Genomic DNA, 20,980 nt, shown 5'->3' on the forward strand with positions numbered 1-20,980 from the left:
AAAGAAGGAAGAGGAGTGCCGCACCCCACCAAAACACCCCCCCCCCCCCCCCCCCCCCCCCCACCCCCCCCCCCCTCCCCCCCCCCCCCCCCCCCCCCCCCCCACGGCCGTTTCTGCGGCCCCTTTCTGCGGTCGTTTCGTACGGTCGTTCCATGCGGCCGTTTCCCGTGGTGCCGCTCTTTCCGGCTCTTCCGCCGCCACGGTCGTGTACGGGGGGCGGGCTGACCGGGCCAGGGGCGATGCCCCTGCCGTCTTCGCCCCCCACGCGGAATGTCGCACGCGACCGCCCGAACCGCTCGGCCCGGCCTCGCACGGGCGATTGCCGCTGCCGTCGCGAGAGCCCTCGCGGTGCCTGGCGGAGGAGGAGGGCCGGCTGCGCCCCCGCGCCGCCGCACCCGGCCTGCAGTGGCCCACGAAGGGCGCTCGCGAGGAGCGACGGACGGTGTCCGCCCCGCACCGCCGCCGTGGGCCGCAGCGGCCGTCCCCGCGCCCCGTGTGCCGTGTCCGGCAGCGGCTCCGCGGGGCCGCCGGTGCACACCTGGCCACCCTCGGCGCCCCGGGTCCGGCGTTCATGGGGTGGCCGCGATGCGTTCGCCGCCCAGTTCCACGGCAGCGCAGCGCCAGCGGAGATCGGCCCCCTGTTCGAGGCGGAACGCCATTGCGCGGACGTGGTCGCCCGTGGCGATGCGCGCGAAGGCCTCGATGACTCCGGGGCGGGGGATGTACTCGTCGCAGTGGCGGACCACCGGCCGCAGCCCGTTCGGGGCCAGCGGGGTGCCTGGGGCGAGGTGGATCAGCTGCTCGTAGGCGTCGCCGATGGTGTGGCCGAGCATCCAGTGGACCGGGCGTGCCCCGCTGAGGACCGAGAGCAGCCGTTCGGCGAACCAGTAGCGGGGGAGGCGGGTCCTGCCTCCGGCGGGGGACAGAGGGCGGTGCGGTGCGCGGCCCGGGCCGCGGCTGTCGTGGCGACCGCCGGGCTTGGTGCGTGTCCTGGTCGAGGTGTGGTCCATGGCTGTGCTGACCCTTCGATACCCACAAGTAACTTCCGGTGCGGATCTTGTACGGGCAGGGCAGGAGGGGCCGCAAGTGCCCCAGGACGCTGCTCGGGCGGCGGCAGAAGATCACCTATCAGGGTGAGCGGAGACGTACGGACGCCGGGAACCGGCGGTGGTGCGGACGCGCCGGGGCGACGCCTCAAAAGGCCTGCGGGGGCAGCCCGATGGGGGACTCCACACGTATCCTTAGGTGTTCACCCGACGACGAAAGCGGCCAGTCATGCGCGTCTATGTACCCCTGACCCTCCCCGGTCTCGCAGAGGCGTACAAGGCGGGCGAGCTGGGCCCAGGGCCGCTCGCCGCGTATGCCGTGACGCCCGCCCTGCGCGAGTGGTACGTCTCCGACGACATCGAAGAGCTCGAGTACGCCGCCCTGAGCAGGGCCGCGGCCGCGTCGCTCCGGCTGCTCGCCGGAGACCCCGGCGCACCCAGGCGCCGGGTCGTCGTCGCCGTCGACGTGCCGGACGGGGCCGCCGTCGCCGACCCCGGGCAGGGGCTCGCCTCCGCCTCGCTCGGTGAGGTGCGGATCGCCTCGGCGGTGCCGCTGGCCAAGGCGGCGTCCGTCCACGTGGACGCGGACGAGGCGCACTCCGATGTGTCCGCGGCGGTGGATGCGCTGGGCGCGGCGGACCACGGGGACGACGACGCGCAGTTCATCGTGGACGGCGCCGACGACCATGAGCTGCTGTGGTTCGGGGTGCAGGAGATCCCCGGGCTCATCGGCTGACCAGCGGACCGTCGCTCCCGCCGGTGGCTGCCCGAAACGGCCGGTTGTCACAGTCTGCCGGTACCGTTTCTCTGCATGGGGAAGCACAGCACGCATCTGGTCTGGGACTGGAACGGCACACTGCTCGACGACATCCACGCGGTCATCGAGGCGACGAACGCGTCCTTCGCGGAGATAGGACTGGCGCCGATCACGCTCGACCGGTACCGGGATCTCTACTGCGTGCCCGTGCCGCGGTTCTACGAGCGGCTCATGGGCCGGCTGCCCACGGACGAGGAGTGGACCGTGATGGACGCCGTGTTCCATAAGCACTACTGGCAGCGTGCGGAGGCCTGTGTGCTCACCGCCGGTGCTGCGGAGCTGCTCGTCGAGCGACAGGCAGGAGGACATACCCAGTCGCTGCTGTCGCTGGCCCCGCACGAGCAGCTCATACCGGTCGTCCGGCGGCACGGCATCGAGGAGCGCTTCGTGCGGGTGGACGGCCGGATCGGCGGGTCGCACGTGGGCAAGACGGAGTTCATGGTGCGCCATCTCGCCGCGCTCGAGAATGTTCCGCCGGAACGGATCGTGGTGATCGGCGACGCCGTGGACGACGCGGTGGCCGCGGCACACGTGGGGGCGAAGGCCGTGCTCTACACCGGTGGATCACACAGCAGGGCCAGCCTGGAGAGGGCCGGGGTTCCGGTCGTGGACAGTCTTGCGGAGGCGGTGACGGTCGCGGAGGAGCTGGCCGCGTAGCGCCTGTCCATCCGGCGCACAGCAGTACGACGAGACCCGGAGCCGGCAGTCGGAACGGCCCCGGGGCCGGTGCGGCAGGCGAGGAAGGACCGGGGGCGCGGGACGCCCCCGCCCCTCCTCGGCGTCAGCTCAGCGGTGCCTTGGCCCGCAGCACCGTGAGGAACTCGCGCATCCAGGCCGAGTGGTCCGGCCAGGCCCGGGACGAGACCAGCGTGCCGTCGACGACGGCCTCCGCGTCGCGGAACGAGGCACCGGCGGCCTGCATGTCGAGCTCGAGTGCCGGGTACGCCGTGACCCTGCGGCCCGTGAGGCTGCCGGTGGCGGCCGTCAGAAGGGGGCCGTGGCAGATCTGGGCCACGGGCTTGTCCGCATCGAAGAAGGACTTGAGGATCTTGCGGAGTTCCGGGTCGTTGCGGAGGTACTCGGGTGCCCGGCCGCCGGGGATGACGACCGCCGCGTAGGCTCCGGGATCGACCTCCGAGAAGGCCAGGTCGGCCGGCCAGGTGTAACCCGGCTTCTCGGTGTACGTGTCGAAGCCCGGCTCGAAGTCATGGACGACGAACCGGAGCCTCTTGCGCTCGGGTGCGGCGATGTGGACCTCGTACCCCTCCTCGCGGAGCCGCTGGTACGGATACAGGACCTCGAGGGACTCGGCCGCGTCGCCGGTGACGATCAGGATCTGCACAGTCATGGCTACTGCTCCCCGGTATCGATGTATCGAGTTGTCGTCGCTTGGTGCCGCTGGATGCCGCTCGGCTCCGCTTGTGCCGCTTGTGCCGCTTGTGCAGCGTGGTACCGCTTGCTGTGTCTTGTGACCGATTGCCCCTCTTCGGCCCACGGAGCAAACCTGCCTCGCCGGGCACCGGTTTGCCAAGAGGCCGCGTGTCGCTGTCCAGAGTGTCAAACTTCCGGCCCCGCTTTTGTACACATACGGCTCATGACGGCCCGGGGGTGCGGAGCGATAGCCTTGACCCGTGATCAGCGCGATAGGCCGCGGGGGCAGTGACGCCCCCTGGGGGCCCCGCCCGGCGACAGCCGGGGGACTGCGCCCGGGACGCCACGGCGGCCGGGTGCGAGCTGATCTTCCCTGCGGGCCGCGGCGCCGCGGCCCGCTTCGCCCCCCGGGCCTGCCGCCGGAATCGGCTGATTGCAGTCCGGGCATCTCCTATCACGGCATAGCGTCGACACCGACCGGACATTCCGCGTCGTGGCGCTGTGCCATCTTTTTCACCTACGTCACGCAACGGCGCGCGACAGGAGCCAGAGGACATGCAGACCAAGCTGGACGAAGCCAAGGCCGAGCTGCTCGAGAGGGCCGCCCGGGTAGCTGAGCACAGCCCGGGCGGGGGGCAACTTCCGACTGGGTCCGACGGCGGGGAGCGTCCTGACCAGGACACGCTTCTCGCGTATCTCCAGCGCTACTACCTGCACACCGCTCCCGAGGACCTCACCGATCGCGATCCCGTCGATGTCTTCGGCGCAGCTCTCTCGCACTACCGTCTGGCGGAGAACCGTCCGCAGGGTACGGCCAACGTCCGGGTGCACACCCCGACCGTCGAGGAGAACGGCTGGACCTCCAGCCACTCCGTCGTCGAGGTCGTCACCGACGACATGCCGTTCCTGGTCGACTCGGTCACCAACGAGCTCACCCGGCAGGGCCGCGGCATCCATGTCGTGATCCATCCGCAGGTCGTCGTCCGCCGTGATGTCACCGGCAAGCTCATCGAGGTGCTCAGCAAGGAGCCGAACGGCACCCCGCTGCCCCACGACGCCCTCACCGAGTCCTGGATCCACGTCGAGATCGACCGTGAGACCGACCGCGCCGATCTGAAGCAGATCACCGCCGACCTGCTCCGTGTCCTGTCCGACGTCCGCGAGGCCGTCGAGGACTGGGAGAAGATGCGTGACGCCGCGCTGCGCATCGCCGAGGAACTTTCCTCCGAGCCCACTGCGGACGACATCAGCAGCGAGGACATCGACGAGGCCCGCGAGCTGCTGCGCTGGCTCGCCGACGACCACTTCACCTTCCTCGGCTTCCGCGAGTACAACCTGGTCGACGGAGACGCCCTTGCGGCTGTCCCCGGCACCGGTCTCGGCATCCTCCGCTCCGACCCGCACCACAGCGGCGACGATGCGCACGGCCACCCGGTGAGCCCCTCCTTCAACCGGCTCCCCGCCGACGCCCGGGCCAAGGCCCGCGAGCACAAGCTGCTGATCCTCACCAAGGCGAACAGCCGAGCGACGGTGCACCGCCCCTCGTACCTCGACTACGTCGGCGTGAAGAAGTTCGACGACAAGGGCAACGTCGTCGGTGAGCGGCGCTTCCTCGGTCTGTTCTCCTCGGCCGCGTACACCGAGTCCGTGCGCCGTGTGCCGGTCGTCCGCCGCAAGGTCGGCGAGGTCCTCGACCAGGCCGGCTTCTCGCCCAACAGCCACGACGGCCGTGACCTGCTCCAGATCCTGGAGACCTACCCCCGCGACGAGCTGTTCCAGACGCCTCCGGACAAGCTGCGCGAGATCGTCACCAGCGTCCTCTACCTGCAGGAACGCCGCAGGCTGCGGCTGTACCTGCGCCAGGAGGAATACGGCCGCTACTACTCGGCCCTCGTCTATCTCCCGCGTGACCGCTTCAACACCACCGTGCGCGAGCGGCTGACCGGCATCCTCAAGGAGGAGCTCGGCGGGACCAGCGTCGACTTCACCCTCATGAGCACCGAGTCGGTGCTCACCCGGCTGCACTTCGTCGTGCGCGTCGCCCCCGGCACCGAGCTGAGCCACCTCACCGACTCCGACAAGGACCGTATCGAGGCACGGCTCGTCGAGGCGGCCCGCTCCTGGGCCGACGGCTTCGCCGAAGCCCTCAACGCCGAGACCGGCGAGGAGCGCGCGGCCGAGATGCTGCGCAAGTACGGCAACGCCTTCCCCGAGGGCTACAAGGCCGACCACTCGCCGCGCGCCGCGGTCGCCGACCTGGTCCACCTGGAGCAGCTGACCCGTTCCGGCAAGGACTTCTCGCTCTCCCTCTACGAGCCGGTCGGCGCCGCTCCCGGTGAGCGCCGTTTCAAGATCTACCGGACCGGTGAGCAGGTGTCCCTCTCCGCCGTGCTGCCGGTGCTCAACCGCCTCGGTGTCGAGGTCATCGACGAGCGGCCCTACGAGCTGCGCTGCGCGGACCGTACCCATGCCTGGGTGTACGACTTCGGTCTGCGGATGCCGACCTCCCCGGGCAACGGCGGTGACTACCTGGGCGACGACGCGCGCGAGCGCTTCCAGGAAGCCTTCGCGGCCGTGTGGACCGGTGCGGCGGAGAACGACACGTTCAACTCGCTCGTGCTGCGCGCAGGGCTCACCTGGCGCGAGGCCGTGGTGCTGCGCGCCTACGCCAAGTACCTGCGGCAGGCCGGTTCGACCTTCAGCCAGGACTACATGGAGGACACCCTCCTCAACAACGTCCACACCACACGGCTGCTGATCAATCTCTTCGAGGCGCGTATGGCGCCGGACCGTCAGCGCGCCGGTACCGAGCTGATCGACGCCCTGCTCGAGGAGCTGGACGCCGCGCTCGACCAGGTCGCCTCGCTCGACGAGGACCGGATCCTCCGCTCGTTCCTCACGGTCATCAAGGCCACCCTCCGGACGAACTTCTTCCAGGAGGCGGCCGGCGGCGAGTGGCACGGCTATGTGTCGATGAAGTTCGATCCGCAGGCCATCCCGGATCTGCCGGCGCCCCGCCCGGCGTACGAGATCTGGGTGTACTCGCCCCGGGTCGAGGGCGTGCACCTGCGCTTCGGCAAGGTCGCGCGCGGTGGTCTGCGCTGGTCCGACCGGCGTGAGGACTTCCGTACCGAGATCCTCGGCCTGGTCAAGGCGCAGATGGTGAAGAACACCGTCATCGTGCCGGTCGGCGCCAAGGGCGGCTTCGTCGCGAAGCAGCTCCCGGACCCGTCCGTGGACCGCGACGCCTGGCTCGCCGAGGGCATCGCCTGCTACAAGATCTTCATCTCGGCACTGCTCGACATCACCGACAACCTGGTGGCGGGCGAGGTCGTGCCGCCGTTCGACGTCGTGCGGCACGACGAGGACGACACCTACCTCGTGGTCGCCGCAGACAAGGGCACCGCGACCTTCTCGGACATCGCCAACGAGGTCGCCATCGCCTACAACTTCTGGCTGGGCGACGCCTTTGCCTCCGGCGGCTCGGCGGGATACGACCACAAGGGCATGGGCATCACGGCGCGTGGCGCCTGGGAGTCCGTCAAGCGGCACTTCCGCGAGCTCGGCCACGACACCCAGACCGAGGACTTCACGGTCGTCGGCGTCGGCGACATGTCCGGTGACGTCTTCGGCAACGGCATGCTGCTGTCGGAGCACATCCGGCTGGTCGCGGCCTTCGACCACCGCCACATCTTCATCGACCCGAACCCGGACAGCGCGGTCTCCTACGCCGAGCGCCGCAGGCTGTTCGAGCTGCCCCGCTCCTCGTGGGCCGACTACAACAAGGAACTGCTGTCGCCGGGTGGCGGGATCCACCCCCGCACCGCCAAGTCGATCCCGGTCAACGCGCATGTGCGCGAGGCCCTGGGAATCGACGAGGGCGTCACCAAGCTGACCCCGGCCGAGCTGATGAAGGCGATCCTCCAGGCTCCGGTGGACCTGCTGTGGAACGGCGGTATCGGCACCTACGTCAAGGCCTCCACGGAGTCCAACGCCGATGTCGGCGACAAGGCCAACGACGCCATCCGCGTCGACGGCAGCGAGCTGCGCGTCAATGTCGTGGGTGAGGGCGGCAACCTGGGTCTGACCCAGCTCGGCCGTATCGAGTTCGCGCGCGGCGGCGGCAGGGTCAACACCGACGCCATCGACAACAGCGCGGGCGTGGACACCTCCGACCACGAGGTGAACATCAAGATCCTGCTGAACGGGCTCGTCGCAGAGGGCGACATGACCGTCAAGCAGCGCAACAAGCTGCTCGCCGAGATGACCGACGAGGTCGGCACGCTCGTGCTGCGCAACAACTACGCGCAGAACGTGGCCCTGGCCAACGCCGTCGCCCAGTCGCCGAGCCTGCTCCACGCCCACCAGCGCTTCATGCGCCGGCTGGGCAGGGAGGGCGCCCTGGACCGTGGAATCGAGTTCCTGCCGAACGACCGGCAGATCCGCGATCTGCTCAACAACAGGCAGGGCCTGTCGCAGCCCGAACTCGCGGTTCTGCTCGCCTACACCAAGATCACGGTGGCGGAGGAGCTGATCGCCACCCAGCTGCCGGACGATCCCTATCTGCGCAGCCTGCTGCACGCGTACTTCCCCAAGCCGCTGCGCGAGAAGTTCACCGAAGCGGTCGACCACCACGCCCTGCGCCGTGAGATCGTCACCACCGTCCTGGTCAACGACACGGTGAACACCGGCGGCTCCACCTTCCTGCACCGGCTCCGCGAGGAGACCGGCGCGTCGATCGAGGAGATCGTCCGGGCGCAGACCGCCGCCCGCGCGATCTTCGGCCTCGGGGAGGTGTGGGACGCCGTCGAGGCGCTCGACAACAAGGTCGCCGCCGACATCCAGACCCGGATGCGGCTGCACTCGCGCCGGCTCGTCGAGCGTGGCACCCGCTGGCTGCTCGGCAACCGCCCGCAGCCGCTGGAACTGACCGAGACGATCGAGTTCTTCGCGGCGGGCGTCGAGCGCGTCTGGGCCGAACTGCCGAAGATGCTCAGCGGCACCGACCTCGAGTGGTACCAGGGGCTGCTCGAGGAGTTCATGAGTGCGGGCGTGCCCGAGGGCCTGGCCATGCGTGTCGCCGGGTTCTCGTCGGCGTTCCCGACGCTCGACATCGTCGCCATCGCCGACCGCATGGGCAAGGACCCGCTGGCAGTCGCCGAGGTCTACTACGACCTCGGGGACCGGCTGCGGATCACCGAGCTGATGGACCGGATCATCGAGCTGCCGCGGGCCGACCGCTGGCAGTCCATGGCCCGCGCGTCCATCCGCGAGGACCTCTACGCGGCACACGCCCTGCTCACCGCGGATGTGCTCGCCGTCGGCAACGGCGCCTCGACGCCGGAGCAGCGCTTCAAGGCGTGGGAGGAGAAGAACGCGGCGATCCTCGGCCGGGCGCGCACGACGCTGGAGGAGATCCAGGGTTCGGACACGTTCGACCTGGCGAACCTGTCGGTGGCGATGCGGACCATGCGGCAGCTGCTGCGAGCGCACACCTGACCGATCCGAGTGCGTGAGTGAGGGGGCGCCCGCCGTGTCGGTGGGCGCCCCCTGCTGCTCCCTGCCGGTTCCTCAGGTGCGTCCGGGCGTCACGGAGGCAAGCCACAGCCGGCGTGCGGAGAGCAGGGCCGCAGCCAGCAGCAGACCGTTCCGTACGACCATGAGCAGACAGCCCAGCGGGGTGCTCGCGATGACGTCCTCGTACAGCAGCGGATAGGCGAGCGAACTCAGCGCGGTCGCGGGAAGCAGCAGCAAGGCGACCGGGCGCTGAGTGGTGCGGCGGGAAGTGAGACAGACCGCGGCCAGGCCGAGCAGCCAGACCAGATACTGCGGGCTGACGACACGGCTGGTGACGGTGAGGAGGAGTACGGCGCACAGCGCCGCGTCCGATGGTGTCGCCGCGGTCCAGCGCCGTGCGCGTACGCGCCAGAGCATCAGCCAGCAGCAGGCAGCGGCGCTCAGCAGCAGGGAGAGCCGGGCGAGGTCCTGCACATACGGGCCCGTGAATTCGAAGGCGCCGTAGCGGTAGACCACCCGGGCCGGCCGCCCCGTCAGCCCGGCGAGGTGCAGTGCGGTACCGCTCAGGGATTCGATCTGTACGCCGCGGCTGCCCTGTTGCCGCAGAAAGTCCAAGGTGTGGGAGAACCCGAGGGCCAGCAGGGCGAGGAGGGCTGCGGCCGATGCGGCTGCCGCCGTCCAAGCGGCACGGGTGGTACGGCCCCGGGGGGTGCCCAGCAGCGTCAGCACCGGCCACACCTTGACCATGGCGCCGAGCCCGGCGAGCACGCCACCGAGTCGGGGTCGGGGGCACCGGAGCGCGAGCAGGGAGAGCACGGCGAGCGCGGTGACCTGGACGTCGTACCGGGCGAGCGGGATGTGCAGCAGCAGGGGCAGGCCGCCCGTCCACAGCCAGGCGCCGGGGCGCCCGGCACGTGCGAGTGCGAGTGCGACGGCCGCATCGGCGAGGAGGGTCAGCGCGACGAAGGCCTCGAAGTAGCTGAGCCAGGGGAGGAGGGCCGGTGAGACGAACACCGCCCCCGCGCCGGGCGGGTACTGCCAGGTGGCGTCGTCCAGGGGGAAGGCCCCCTGGACGAGTTGCTCGTACCAGCGTGCATAGAGAACGTGCACCTCCCGGGCCACGCCGCCGACGCCGAGGTCGTCACGGACGAGGAGGACGAGCATCGTGAGCCGGGTCGCGACCCAGACGGCCGCGAGTGCGAGACCGGGTCGCCCGGGTGCGCATCGGTTGCACAGCGCTCGCAGCCCTTGCCGGTTTCGCAGTCGTCGCAGGGTTCGCGGGTGCCTTACGGGGACGCGGGGTGGGGCCTGCTGGGTCGTCATCGACCGGCACCCTAGTCCGTTATGTGGCGAATTGACGCTATTTCCTCTTGGTGAACGCCTCGTACGCCGCAACGACTTCCTTCGCAGGGCCGTCCATCCGCAGTGTTCCGGACTCCAGCCAGATCGCACGGTCGCAGGTCTGTGTGATCGCCGAGTTGCTGTGACTGACGAGGAAGACCGTCCCGGCCTCCTCGCGCAGCTGGGCGATCCGCTCCTGGCTGCGCCGCTGGAACGTGGCGTCACCCGTCGCCAGCGCCTCGTCGATGAGCAGGACGTCGTGGCTCTTGGCCGCGGCGATGGAGAAGCGGAGCCTCGCCCCCATGCCGGAGGAGTACGTCCGCATCGGCAGGGAGATGAAGTCGTCCTTCTCGTTGATGCCGGAGAACTCGACGATGTCCTGGTAGCGGGCGCGGACTTCGTCGCGGGTCATGCCCATCGCCAGTCCGCCGAGGATGACATTGCGCTCTCCGGTCAGATCGCCCATGAGTGCGGCGTTCACGCCGAGGAGGGACGGCTGGCCCTGGGTGTAGATCTTGCCCCTGGCCGTCGGGAGCAGACCCGCGATCGCCTTCAGCAGGGTGGACTTGCCCGAGCCGTTGGAGCCGATCAGGCCGATCGCCTCGCCCTTGTGCGCGGCGAAGTTGACGCCCTTGACGGCGTGGACCTCGCGCCCTCCGCTCCTGTCCGCCTTGCGGGACAGGATCCGGCTCAGGGCGGCGGTGGCGGCGCCGCGGCCGGTCTTCGTGCCGTTGACCCTGTAGGTGATGTGGACGCCGTCGACGACGACGGTGGGGGTCTTTCCGGTCGGGTCCTGGTCGGTGCGACCGGTCTGATCCGTCCGGTCGATGATGTGTTCAGCCACGGCCGTACTGCTCCTCAGCCTTCCAGAAGTACAGGAATCCGCCCGCCCCGAAGAGCACGGCCCAGCCGAGGGCGACCGCCCACACGTGCGGCGGCAGCTGAGCCGAGGTGAAGCTGTCTATGAGCGCGAAACGCACGAGATCGATGTAGACGGCCGCCGGGTTGCACTGAAGGGCCACGACGACCGCGTGCGGCAGGTCCCTGCCCTGGAGCTGCGCCGAGAGGCTGAACATCACCCCGGAGGCGTACATCCAGGTGCGCAGCAGGAACGGCATCAGCTGGGAGACGTCCGGGGTCCGGGCGGCGACGCGGGCCACGGCCATCGCAAGGCCGGTACTGAAGACGGCCTGGAGCAGCAGCGCCGGAACCGCCAGCAGCCAGGACGCCTTGGGGAACTCCCCGAAGAACAGCAGGATCGCGACCAGGGCGCCCATGGAGAACAGCAGCTGCTGAAGCTGCTGCAGGGCGAGAGCGACGGGAAGCGCGGCGCGCGGGAAGTGCAGGGCCCGGACGAGCCCGATGTTGCCCGAGACGGCCTTGGTCCCGGCCATGACCGAGTTGGCCGTGAAGGTCCAGATGAAGACGCCGGTGACCAGGAACGGCACGAAGTCGGGGACGTGGCGGCTGGTCCTGAGCAGGAGTCCGAAGATGAAGTAGTAGACCGTGGCGTTCAGCAGCGGCGTCATCAGCTGCCAGACCTGGCCGAGCTTCGCCTGGCTGTACTGGGCGGTGAGCCGGGCGGTCGCGAACGCGGTGATGAAGTGTCTGCGCGACCAGAGCTGCCGGATGTACGTGGCGAGGGGCGGACGGGCCCCGCTGACGGTCAGGCCGTGCCGGGCGGCGAGCTCGCCGAGGCTTTCCGTCGGCGGCACCGGCCTGGTGATCGTCTGACTGCTCACACTCGTCGCTTTCGCCGGAGGGGTCACAGGCGACGGAACGGACCCGTATCGTCGCTACGGTGAGGTTAGGACGGATCTACGTCGCAACGCAACCGTCTCGTCGTCACGGGTATGATCCTGGACATGACCAGTGACCCCGGAACCCCACGACGCGCCCCCGCGGGAGCCGCAGTGCTCCGGGAGGACGTCACCGAAGCGATCCGTGCCGCCGTCTTCGAGGAACTGGCCGCGGTCGGCTTCGCCCGGATGTCGATCGAGGGCATCGCGCGCCGGGCGGGTGTGGGCAAGACCGCGGTCTACCGGCGCTGGAAGTCCAAGCTGTCGCTCGTTCTGGACCTCGTCTCGGCCTTCGCTGCCAAGGGGCTGCCGGCCCCGGCGACCGGTTCGCTGTACGGGGACGTGCGGGCGCTCCTGGAAGTCGCCGCGCACGCGCTGCGCCACCCGGTGGCGTCCCAGGTCATCCCCGATCTGCTCGTCGAGGCCGCCCGCCATCCGGAGATCTCCGACGCGATCAAGGCGGCCCTGCTCGACAGCCAGCAGGGCGTCGCCGCGCTGGTGGTGCGCGACGCGGTCGCGCGCGGCGAGCTGTCCGGGCCGGCGGACCCGGACCGTGCGCTCGATCTGATCATCGGGCCGCTGTACTGGCGGCTCGTGGTGGTGCGCGGTGAACTGCCGACGGGGTATCTGGACGATCTTGCGGCTTCGGCGGTCGCGGCGCTCACGCGACGCGGCTGACCCACGCGGATCCGGCGCAGCTCGAGAGGAGCAGTGCCGAGGAGTTGTGTCGAGGAGTTGTGCGCCGAGCGCATCTCGCCGAGGACGGAGCGGGCGCAGCGGCCGCCCGATTTCCGGCCGGATTCCGACGCAACCTTCACCCGACCCACAACTACCCCTTGGAGCAAGGAACTTGGCGGTAGGCACTTGGTTGCCGTCTGTTCGCCGGAGTGAGCTGTTCCGTTGGGCGGGGCCATCAAGGCTGTGGCCACGGGGCCGGTTGGTCCCCGTGTTTCCACAACTGACAGGGAGACGCACATGAAGGTTCGCTCGGCTCTGTCGACGGGTGCCGCCGCGTTCGCCGTCCTCGGCGCGCTCGCGGTCCCCGCCAACGCGCAGGGCACCGGCACGTCCGCCCTTCCCGACAACTGGCGCACGCAGTTCACCGAGGCCCTGACCGTGCAGGGCGGCGACAAGGAGGCTGCTCCCCGCGTTGCCGCGGGCGCGGAGTCCTGGAACGCCACCCGTTACGGCTACACGGGCACGTTCGCCGATTCCAGCCGCGTCCTCGACGTGAAGTGGTTCGGTACGACGTGGGAGAGCTTCGGCGCCGCTCCCTCACGCAGCATCTGGCACGCCTGGTCCGGCAGCGGCGGCTGGAAGGAGATGCCGCACAACGGCCGTGCCGACGACGTGACGAACGCATACGAGAACTCCAGCACCCGTGTCCGCGTCGTCGAGGTCCGTGTCGCGGGCAGTGGCTCCCTCTGGTGCACCACCGACCCGGGCACGGGCCGCTGGGGCGCCTGGTGGAACTGCAGCTGAGCCAACGGGAACCCCGACGGCCGGGTCGAGTCCGGCAGCGGCCGGAGGACCAGGGCGGCAACTCGGTCCCAGGTGGAACGGCCCGCCGGTGTGTCCGGCGGGCCGTTCCGTCCGTGCCGGTGGCCTACTTGACCGCTCCCGCCATCACGCCCGTCACGAACTGCCGCTGGAACGCGAAGAACACGGCGAGCGGGATCACCATCGAGACGAACGCGCCGGGCGCCAGAACGTCGATGTTGTTGCCGAACTGCCGTACCTGCTGCTGCAGGGCGACCGTGATCGGAGGCGACTCGGAGTCGGCGAAGATCAGCGCGACCAGCATGTCGTTCCAGACCCAGAGGAACTGGAAGATCCCGAGGGAGGCGATCGCCGGTCCGCCGAGCGGCAGCACGACCCGTGTGAAGAGCCTGATCTCGCCCGCCCCGTCGAGCCGCGCGGCCTCCAGCAGCTCTCTCGGGATCTCCGCGAAGAAGTTCCTCAGCAGGAAGATCGCGAAAGGCAACCCGAAGGCGACATGGAAGATCACGACTCCCGCCGTCGTCTCGAAGATCCCGACGGCTCCGAAGAGCCTCGACACGGGAACGAGAGCCACCTGGACCGGGACGACGAGCAGTCCGACGACGACCAGGAACCACCAGTCACGGCCCGGGAACTCCATCCACGCGAACGCATATCCCGCGAGCGAGCCGATCACCACGACCAGCACCGTGGCCGGAAGGGTGATCAGGACCGTGGAGAGCAGCGAGTCGGTGATGGTGTCGTTCTCCAGCAGTCCGGTGTAGTTCTCCGCGGTGAGCTGGGCGGGCGCGGTGAAGACCTCCCACCAGCCGCTCGCACTGATGTCGGCGGGCGACCGGAGCGAGGAGAGCAGCAACCCGATGGTCGGCATCAGCCAGAACAGCCCGACCAGGACCAGGAAGACCCGCATGACCCCGCCGCCGGCCCGTGAGGCGACCCGGGAGGCGAGCGACTGCCGGGCCCTGGCGGTGCTCCCGGTGCTGACCGCGTTGCCCGTCCTGTCGGCGCTCATCGACGGGTCTCCCTTCGCATCCGCCGGATGTTGAACAGCATCACCGGGATCACCAGGAGCAGCAGGAGGACGGCGATGGCGCTGCCGACGCCGAGGTCGGCGTCGGTGCCGAACGACGAACGGTAGAGCTGGAGCGCCAGCACGTTCGCGTCGTCCTGTGCCGAGCCGGGAGCGATGATGAAGACCAGGTCGAAGATCTTGAGCACGTTGATCATCAGTGTGACCAGGACGACCGCGAGGACCGGCGCGAGCAGCGGCACGGTCACCTTCCGGAAGACCTGCCACTCGTTGGCACCGTCCACCCGTGCCGCCTCCAGCAGCTCGCGCGGTACGGCTGCCAGCCCCGCGGCGATCAGCACCATCGCGAAGCCCGCCCACATCCAGACGTACGAGCCGATGATCGCCGGGGTCACGAGGGAGGGGCCGAGCCAGTCGACTCCGCGGTAGGGCTCGCGGAAGTTGCTCTCCGGCAGCCTGAGCCGGGCGCCGTCGGCCTGCGAGGGAAGCGAGAACGTACCGTCCGCTGCCGCCGTGGCGGTGGCCACGACCTTGCCGTCCTTCACCGCCTCGACCTTGAGCCCCTCGAGGCCCAGCTCGCCGGCGTCGATGCCGTTGGGCTTTCCGCCGCCGCCCCGGGTGAAGTCCAGCCACGCCGTGCCGGTGACCCTGTCCTGACTCGTCGCCGGGATCCTCGCCGGCTCTGCGTCGTCCGGCATCTTCGCCGCCGGCACTCCGACCAGGGGGAGGCGCACGGAGGTGCCCGCCGTGACCGGCTCCTTGGTGATGAACGCCCCGCCGCCCGCCGCCTCGAGCGGATGGACGGGGAGCGGATGCGCTCTGGGGTAGCCCGCCGACTCGGCGAAGGTGTCGTGCACGCCCACCCAGACCGCGTTGGCGACTCCGCGCTCGGGGTCCTGTTCGTAGACGAGCCGGAAGATGATGCCCGCGGCGAGCATCGAGATGGCCATGGGCATGAAGACGACGAGTTTGAACGCCGTGCCCCAGCGGACCCGCTCGGTGAGCACGGCGAAGATCAGACCGAGGGCCGTGGCGAATGCGGGGGCGACGACCACCCAGATCGCATTGTTCCTGACCGCGGTGAGGATGGTGTCGTCGGTGAAGATCTCGGCGTAGTTGTCGAGTCCGGCGAACGAACCGCCGGACTTGTCGAAGAAGGACCGGTACACCGAGTACCCGATCGGATAGACCACGAGCGCGCCCAGCAGCACGAGGGCGGGCAGCAGAAAGCCTGCGGCCACGAGCCTGCGGGTGCCGGTCACGCTCCTGCGTACGCCGCCGTGAGCCGAGGGCGCCGTGCCCTGCGCTGCTCCGGAGGGCACCTTGGGGGATGATCCGGGTGCCGTCATCGCGGCGTCAGCTCTTGTACGCCTTGGCCGCGTCGGCCTCGAGCCGTGCTTGAGTGCCCGCGATGTCCTTCGGGTTCTTCAGGAAGTCCTGGAGCGCCTTCCATTCGCCCTTGCCGGGCGTACCGCCGAACGACTGGGGCATCTGGTCGGACATGTCGAAGCGGAAGTCGTCGCCGGCGGCGATCAGCGCCTTGGCGATGTCCCGCTGGACATCGTTCGGATACGCGGCCATGTCCAGGGACTTGTTGGGGGAGATGAAGCCACCGGACCCGGCCCAGATCTTCGCCGCGTCCGGCGAGGCCAGGAAGGTCAGCAGCGCCTGAGCGCCCTTGGAGTCCTTGAGCGCGACGGCCGCGTCGCCGCCGGTCACCACCGGGGGCTCGGCGCCGACCGCGGGGAACGGGAACACCTTGGCGTCCGTCCCGATCCTGGCCTCGGTCTGTGCGATGTTGATCGTGACGAAGTCGCCTTCGAAGACCATCGCGGCCTTGGGCTGGTCGCCCCCGGTGAAGGTCTGGGTGACGGACTTCGGGAATTCCGTCTGCAGCGCTCCGTCCGCGCCGCCCGCGATCAGGGCCGGCTTGCCGAACAGTTCGGCGAGGGTCGTCAGCGCCTGCTTGACGGAGGGGTCGGTCCACTTGATCTGGTGCTTGGCCAACTGGTCGTACTTCTGCGGGCCCGCCTGGGAGAGGTAGACGTTCTCGAACCAGTCGGTGAGCGTCCAGCCGTCCGCGCCGCCGACCGACACCGGGGTGACGCCGGAGGCGGAGATCGTCTCGGCCGTCGTCAGGAGGTCCTTCCAGGTCTTGGGCACGGTTGCGCCGGCGTTCTCGAAGACCGCGTTGTTGTACCAGAAGAGGGACTTGTTGGCGGCCTTGAAGTACACGCCGTACGGAGTGCCGTCGACGGTGCCGAGGTCCTGCCAGCCCTTGGCGTAGTTCTTGGCGACCTGCGCTTTGGCCTCGGGGCCGAGGGGCTTGGCCCACTTCTGTGCCACGGCCTGCTGGATCGCCCCGACCTGGGGCAGCATCGCCACATCGGGCGGACTGCCTCCGGCGATCTTCGTCCCGAGGAAGTTGACGATCGGGTCCTGAGCGGGGACGAAGGTGACGGTGGCGCCGGTGCGCTTCTCGAACTCCTTCAGGACCTTGGTGAAGTTCTCCTGCTCGGGACCCGTCCAGACCGCCGCGACCTCGATCTTCTCGCCGTTCAGTCTGGGCAGTCGGACGGACTGCGCGGAGTCGCTGCTGCTGGTTCCGTCCGGTGTGCCGCTGCCGCCGTTGTCCTTGCCGCCGCCGCAGCCGGTGAGCGCGAGAACGCTCAGGGCGACGAGCACGGCGGCGGCCCCGGCGGTCCGGGAGGCCCCGGCCGTCCTGGTGGTCCTGTGCCTTCGACCAGCTGAGATTGTCCGAGTTGTGCGCATCACTGCCCCGTCTCTGCTGTGCGCCTTCGGAGGGCGCAGCCGGCCGTGACGCAGGCAGCACCGCTTCCGTCCCGTGCGATCAGGTCTACGCCCGGTGCGCGGACGAGGCAATAGCGCCCTCGCCGTCAATCCGGTGATCGTGACGGGCTCGTGACGTGTGGTCAGGCAGCCCTGGGGCGCGAAGGCCCGGTGCGGGACGGCCTCGGCCGTGGTCGGACGGCATGGGCCGGCCGGGCGATCACCGGCCGGAGGGCCGAGGGGATCGGCAGTGGCGGACGTCAGCAGTGGGTGGACGTCAGAGGCGGCAGCGGTACGGCGTCGACCGACCGGGCGGCGCGGTCGAGGGCACTGGCCAGAAGGGCCAGGTCGGTGGGGCCGTTGCCCAGTTCCCGGACGGGGCGGCGGGCAGGCGGATCACCCATCCGCTCCCACTCCAGCTCCACGACGGTGGGCCGCAGCGTGGCGGTGCGCGGGATACGGCCGGTGACCCGGCCCCCCTGGAACGAGGTCACGCGTCCGTCCGGGTGTCCGAGGCGGCCGCGCCCGGGGGTGGGGTCCTCGGGGCCCGGTGACGCGGGCGGGGCGTCAAGCACCACGCGGAGCCGGGAACTGTGCGCCAGGTCCGTGTCCGCGGTGCGGTCGGGCCGGGCGGACGTCGCGACCAGATGGATGCCGAGCCTCTCCCCGTCCCTGGCCACGGCCTCCAGCGCCCGCACGACGGAACCGGCCGCAGGGCGTCCGGGGCTGCCCAGCCCGGGGGCGATCAATGCGTCGTAGTCGTCGACGAGCACGACGAGCCGGGGCAGCGGGTGCGGTGCGCCCACGTTCGTACCGGCACCGGCCGGGCGGAGCCGGAGCGTGCCACTGGAGGGCGGGTCGATGTCGCCCCGGCTCTCCGCACGGGACTCGCCGTGCGCCTCTGTCCGCCCTTCGGTCCGTTCCCCGCTCCGGACCTCGGCCCGTGACTCGGCAGGACTCGGGGGGCGCTGGCCCACGAGCCGCTCCGAGACCCCGCGGCGCGCATGCCACTCGGTGAAGCTCTCCCGGCCCAGCAGCTCGGCGCGGCGTTTCAGCTCTGCCCCGAGGGCCTGCGCGAACGCCCGCATCCGGACCGGATCGGACGCCACCAGATGCTCGGTGACGTGGGGGAGCTCGGTACAGGCGAGGAGGCCGTCGCCGCGCTCGCCGCCCGCGCCGTCGACCAGGAGAAGTCCGAGCCGGTCCGGCCGCACGGCCGCGGCCAGCGAGGCCGCGATCGCACGGAGCAGTTCCGTACGCCCGCTGCCCGTCGGGCCCTCCACCAGGAGGTGCGGACCATCGGTGGTGAGGTCCACGCAGAGGGGTCCGCGCGGGCCCGCGCCCAGTACCACCGTGCCGTCCGAGGCGGACGCCCAGCGGGCCATCAGCGACGCGGGGGTGGCGCGGGCGAGCCCCAGCTCGTCCAGCAGTCTCGCCGACCGGGGCAGCGGCACGGCCACCCGCCGCCCGTGCACAGGGCCGCCCGCCGTGCCGTCCGTGTCCGCCATGCGGTAGGGCGCGAGAGCACGGCCGAACCGCTCGGCCCACGCCGTGGAGACCGCATCCACCACGGCGACCGTGCCGTGCCCGGCGGGCTGTCCTGCCGCCGTACGGAGCAGCCGCAGTGCCGTCGCCACGTCGCCGCTCAGCAGCGCGACCGCCCCGCACTCGCGGAATGCGAGGGACACCGCGCAGGCCTCCTCGTAGGTCGCGGCGACCGGGGAGAGCGGCGAGGCCGCGGGCGTCTCGGCCAGACAGACGACGTGAATGCCCCCGGCCGCACCCGTGCCGGCCAGCCGGGCCGTGGTCTCGCGCAGCGCGGCGGATCCGGGGTCGCCGTCGAGGATCAGCACGGTCCGGGGTCCCGTGTGGCGTTCGGCGGCATCCTCGACCGCGCGCCGGTCGGCGTTGGGCCAGCCGGGGCCGAGCGGGCCGTCGTCCAGCCGCCGGGTCAGCTCGGCGGCCCTGGCGGCGGCCTGGTCCCGGTCGTACGCCACGAGGAGCCGGCAGTCCTGTCCGTGCGCGGGCCGCAGATGGGGCAGCCAGCCGAGCCAGCTCCAGTCGCGCTTGCGCTCGTCGAGCGGCCTGGCGCGGTCCGTGCTGACCAGCACGATCTCCAGATCCGAGGGTGAGTGCAGCGCGGCGAGCTGGGCGAGAACGGACCTGGCGAGTCCGGTGAGCCGGGACCGGGGGCCGGCGAGACCGAGCGACCCGGCCTCGCGCAGGCCGACGGTGACGGGCACGGAGGGCGTGTCCGCGCGGTCCACGGTCCCGAGCCTGACGACGAGCTCCTCGGGATGCCCCGGCCCGCGCTCCCACAGCCGTGGCCCCGGCCCGAGCGCGGTGAGGAGCACGGCGGCGGGGTCGGGCCACGTCTCGACCAGCGGCGCGGCGGCGGCCACGACGGGCTCATCCGGCTCGCCCGTGTCCGCCGGGGAACCGTCCGCCCGTCCTGCTGCCAGACGCCGCGCCCAGGCACCTATGCCGCGCCTGCGCCCGCCGCCGTCGGCTCGCGTCCGCTGTCCGCCGGTGGGCGAGCCGCTCCCGGCCTGTGCATCTCCGGCCGTCGCCTCGGTGCGTGCGGCGACGTCCGCGGGTGCCACGGGTGCGGATGCCGCTGCCGCCGCGCCCGTCCAGCGGCCGTCGCCATGGGTAGTGTCGCCGCTGGGCATGCCGCGGCGCCCCGCGGCGCCTTGTGCGCCGGGACCGGTGCCGTCCGGGCGGTTCGCCGAGCCGTGCGCGTCCTCCCGTTCGGCACGGGGGGATCCGCCCGGCCCCGGCGTGTCCACCGCGCTGTCCCCGGTGCTTCGCCCGACGGTGAAGCCCTCGTCGCGGCTCGCACCGGCCGGCGCTCCCGTTCCCGTTCCGGCGCCCGCAGCGTCCCGCGTCGGGCCGCCGCGGGTCCGGCCCGGAACCGCCGCCTCGTTCCTGGCCCATGACGGGGTCGGCCGTCCGCCGGGGGTCTCACGGCCGCTCTCATGGCCGTAGGGACCGGCGTCCGGTGCGTCGGGCCCGTCACTGCGCGCATGATCCGCCGGGCTCGCCGTGTCCGTGTCGTCGGCACGCCCCGCCGCCGGGGCTCCGTGCACCCGCAGATGCCCTTCACCGTCCGGAGTGGTCGCCAGAGACGCCGGTCCCGTCGGCGGGGCCAGCCGCACGGTGGACTCGCCGAGGCGGAGGAGCGAGCCCGGGAGGAGCCGGACCTGCTCGGTGCCGATGGCCGCGCCGTCCAGTGCGGTGCCGTTCGTGGAGCCGAGATCCGCGACCGTGACCTGGCCGTCGTCCGTGACGGTCACCGCACAGTGCAGCCTCGAGACGTCGGGGTCGTCGAGGGGCACCTCCGCCTCTGACGAGCGGCCGATCCGGATGCGGCCGCCGTGGAGCAGATGGACGCCACCCGCGTCCGGCCCCGCGACCACGTGCAGCCGGGCCCGGGCCGGGGACTCGTCGTCCGTGTCGTCCTGCGCGGGCACGTGGAGGGACAGCACCGCGCCGTCCACCAGAGGGGGCTCGCCCAGCGCGCACCGCTGGGAGTCGAGCCGCTCGTGCCCGGCGTACAGCACGATCGTCCCCGACGCCTCCGGGCCCGACACGGCCGTGGCCAGGCCGGAGGCCACGGCCGACAACGCCGTACCGGCGGGGGCCGTGACGAGCACATCGCACACATGTGCCGCGGCGGAGGGAGTGGACTGCGTGGACTGGCCGCTTCGCGGCGCGAGCACGGTCAGCCGGATCTGCATCGCCGTCGGCGGTCCCTTCTGCGCGGGGT

Annotated in this window: 14 protein-coding genes; 5 read left to right on the forward strand and 9 right to left on the reverse strand. The window is 71.0% G+C overall.

The window, feature by feature from the left end; genetic code table 11:
* Window positions 1–569: 569 nt before the first annotated feature.
* Window positions 570–1,010, reverse strand: a complete 441-nt coding sequence (locus AC068D_RS19485; protein ID WP_478824252.1) for an Rv3235 family protein — start codon at window positions 1,008–1,010, stop codon at window positions 570–572.
* Window positions 1,011–1,275: 265 nt separating this feature from the next.
* Here AC068D_RS19485 and AC068D_RS19490 point away from each other — a divergent pair, with 265 nt between their 5' ends.
* Window positions 1,276–1,782 (forward strand): DUF6912 family protein, encoded by a 507-nt coding sequence (locus AC068D_RS19490; protein ID WP_478824253.1) that lies wholly within the window; start codon window positions 1,276–1,278, stop codon window positions 1,780–1,782.
* Window positions 1,783–1,857: 75 nt separating this feature from the next.
* Window positions 1,858–2,520, forward strand: coding sequence for an HAD family hydrolase (locus AC068D_RS19495; RefSeq protein ID WP_478824254.1), 663 nt, complete (start codon window positions 1,858–1,860; stop codon window positions 2,518–2,520).
* 124 nt (window positions 2,521–2,644) lie between these two features.
* On the opposite strand, the gene AC068D_RS19500 is transcribed toward AC068D_RS19495, so the two are convergent.
* Window positions 2,645–3,211, reverse strand: a complete 567-nt coding sequence (locus AC068D_RS19500) for a DJ-1/PfpI family protein (protein ID WP_478824255.1) — start codon at window positions 3,209–3,211, stop codon at window positions 2,645–2,647.
* A 578-nt stretch (window positions 3,212–3,789) separates the two neighbouring features.
* On the opposite strand from AC068D_RS19500, the gene AC068D_RS19505 reads away from it, so the two are divergent.
* Window positions 3,790–8,733 (forward strand): NAD-glutamate dehydrogenase, encoded by a 4,944-nt coding sequence (locus AC068D_RS19505; protein WP_478824256.1) that lies wholly within the window; start codon window positions 3,790–3,792, stop codon window positions 8,731–8,733.
* A gap of 72 nt (window positions 8,734–8,805) precedes the next feature.
* On the opposite strand, the gene AC068D_RS19510 is transcribed toward AC068D_RS19505, so the two are convergent.
* The 3 genes from AC068D_RS19510 to AC068D_RS19520 are packed head-to-tail and all read right to left on the reverse strand — an operon-like array spanning window position 8,806 to window position 11,834.
* Window positions 8,806–10,074 (reverse strand): glycosyltransferase family 87 protein, encoded by a 1,269-nt coding sequence (locus tag AC068D_RS19510; RefSeq protein ID WP_478824257.1) that lies wholly within the window; start codon window positions 10,072–10,074, stop codon window positions 8,806–8,808.
* A 37-nt stretch (window positions 10,075–10,111) separates the two neighbouring features.
* Window positions 10,112–10,921, reverse strand: coding sequence for an ABC transporter ATP-binding protein (locus AC068D_RS19515; protein ID WP_478824503.1), 810 nt, complete (start codon window positions 10,919–10,921; stop codon window positions 10,112–10,114).
* A gap of 7 nt (window positions 10,922–10,928) precedes the next feature.
* On the reverse strand, window positions 10,929–11,834 hold the full coding sequence (locus AC068D_RS19520; RefSeq protein ID WP_478824258.1) for an ABC transporter permease: 906 nt from the start codon (window positions 11,832–11,834) through the stop codon (window positions 10,929–10,931).
* A gap of 123 nt (window positions 11,835–11,957) precedes the next feature.
* Here AC068D_RS19520 and AC068D_RS19525 point away from each other — a divergent pair, with 123 nt between their 5' ends.
* On the forward strand, window positions 11,958–12,569 hold the full coding sequence (locus tag AC068D_RS19525) for a TetR/AcrR family transcriptional regulator (protein WP_478824259.1): 612 nt from the start codon (window positions 11,958–11,960) through the stop codon (window positions 12,567–12,569).
* A 297-nt stretch (window positions 12,570–12,866) separates the two neighbouring features.
* Window positions 12,867–13,373, forward strand: a complete 507-nt coding sequence (locus AC068D_RS19530) for a hypothetical protein (RefSeq protein WP_478824260.1) — start codon at window positions 12,867–12,869, stop codon at window positions 13,371–13,373.
* Between the two features lie 124 nt (window positions 13,374–13,497).
* Here AC068D_RS19530 and AC068D_RS19535 read toward each other — a convergent pair whose 3' ends face one another.
* From AC068D_RS19535 to AC068D_RS19550, 4 genes are all read right to left on the reverse strand, one after another.
* Window positions 13,498–14,403: a carbohydrate ABC transporter permease gene (locus AC068D_RS19535; RefSeq protein WP_478824261.1), complete on the reverse strand. Its 906-nt coding sequence runs from the start codon at window positions 14,401–14,403 to the stop codon at window positions 13,498–13,500.
* Window positions 14,400–15,770 (reverse strand): carbohydrate ABC transporter permease, encoded by a 1,371-nt coding sequence (locus AC068D_RS19540; protein ID WP_478824262.1) that lies wholly within the window; start codon window positions 15,768–15,770, stop codon window positions 14,400–14,402. The genes AC068D_RS19535 and AC068D_RS19540 overlap by 4 nt, the downstream gene beginning before the upstream one ends.
* A gap of 7 nt (window positions 15,771–15,777) precedes the next feature.
* Window positions 15,778–17,193 carry an ABC transporter substrate-binding protein gene (locus AC068D_RS19545; RefSeq protein WP_478824263.1) on the reverse strand — a complete coding sequence of 472 codons (1,416 nt, stop codon included), beginning with the start codon at window positions 17,191–17,193 and terminating at the stop codon, window positions 15,778–15,780.
* 278 nt (window positions 17,194–17,471) lie between these two features.
* Complete coding sequence (locus AC068D_RS19550) at window positions 17,472–20,951, reverse strand: FHA domain-containing protein (RefSeq protein WP_478824264.1); 3,480 nt, start codon at window positions 20,949–20,951, stop codon at window positions 17,472–17,474.
* Between the last annotated feature and the right edge of the window lie 29 nt (window positions 20,952–20,980).

The sequence above is a fragment of the Streptomyces sp. NPDC043861 genome (assembly GCF_056435905.1).

Bases quoted from the DNA above. Each gene is read 5' to 3' on its own strand.
- AC068D_RS19485 (WP_478824252.1), bottom strand. From the start codon at position 1,010: ATGGACCACACCTCGACCAGGACACGCACCAAGCCCGGCGGTCGCCAC.
- AC068D_RS19490 (WP_478824253.1), top strand. From the start codon at position 1,276: ATGCGCGTCTATGTACCCCTGACCCTCCCCGGTCTCGCAGAGGCGTAC.
- AC068D_RS19495 (WP_478824254.1), top strand. From the start codon at position 1,858: ATGGGGAAGCACAGCACGCATCTGGTCTGGGACTGGAACGGCACACTG.
- AC068D_RS19500 (WP_478824255.1), bottom strand. From the start codon at position 3,211: ATGACTGTGCAGATCCTGATCGTCACCGGCGACGCGGCCGAGTCCCTC.
- AC068D_RS19505 (WP_478824256.1), top strand. From the start codon at position 3,790: ATGCAGACCAAGCTGGACGAAGCCAAGGCCGAGCTGCTCGAGAGGGCC.
- AC068D_RS19510 (WP_478824257.1), bottom strand. From the start codon at position 10,074: ATGACGACCCAGCAGGCCCCACCCCGCGTCCCCGTAAGGCACCCGCGA.
- AC068D_RS19525 (WP_478824259.1), top strand. From the start codon at position 11,958: ATGACCAGTGACCCCGGAACCCCACGACGCGCCCCCGCGGGAGCCGCA.
- AC068D_RS19530 (WP_478824260.1), top strand. From the start codon at position 12,867: ATGAAGGTTCGCTCGGCTCTGTCGACGGGTGCCGCCGCGTTCGCCGTC.
- AC068D_RS19535 (WP_478824261.1), bottom strand. From the start codon at position 14,403: ATGAGCGCCGACAGGACGGGCAACGCGGTCAGCACCGGGAGCACCGCC.
- AC068D_RS19540 (WP_478824262.1), bottom strand. From the start codon at position 15,770: ATGACGGCACCCGGATCATCCCCCAAGGTGCCCTCCGGAGCAGCGCAG.
- AC068D_RS19545 (WP_478824263.1), bottom strand. From the start codon at position 17,193: ATGCGCACAACTCGGACAATCTCAGCTGGTCGAAGGCACAGGACCACC.
- AC068D_RS19550 (WP_478824264.1), bottom strand. From the start codon at position 20,951: ATGCAGATCCGGCTGACCGTGCTCGCGCCGCGAAGCGGCCAGTCCACG.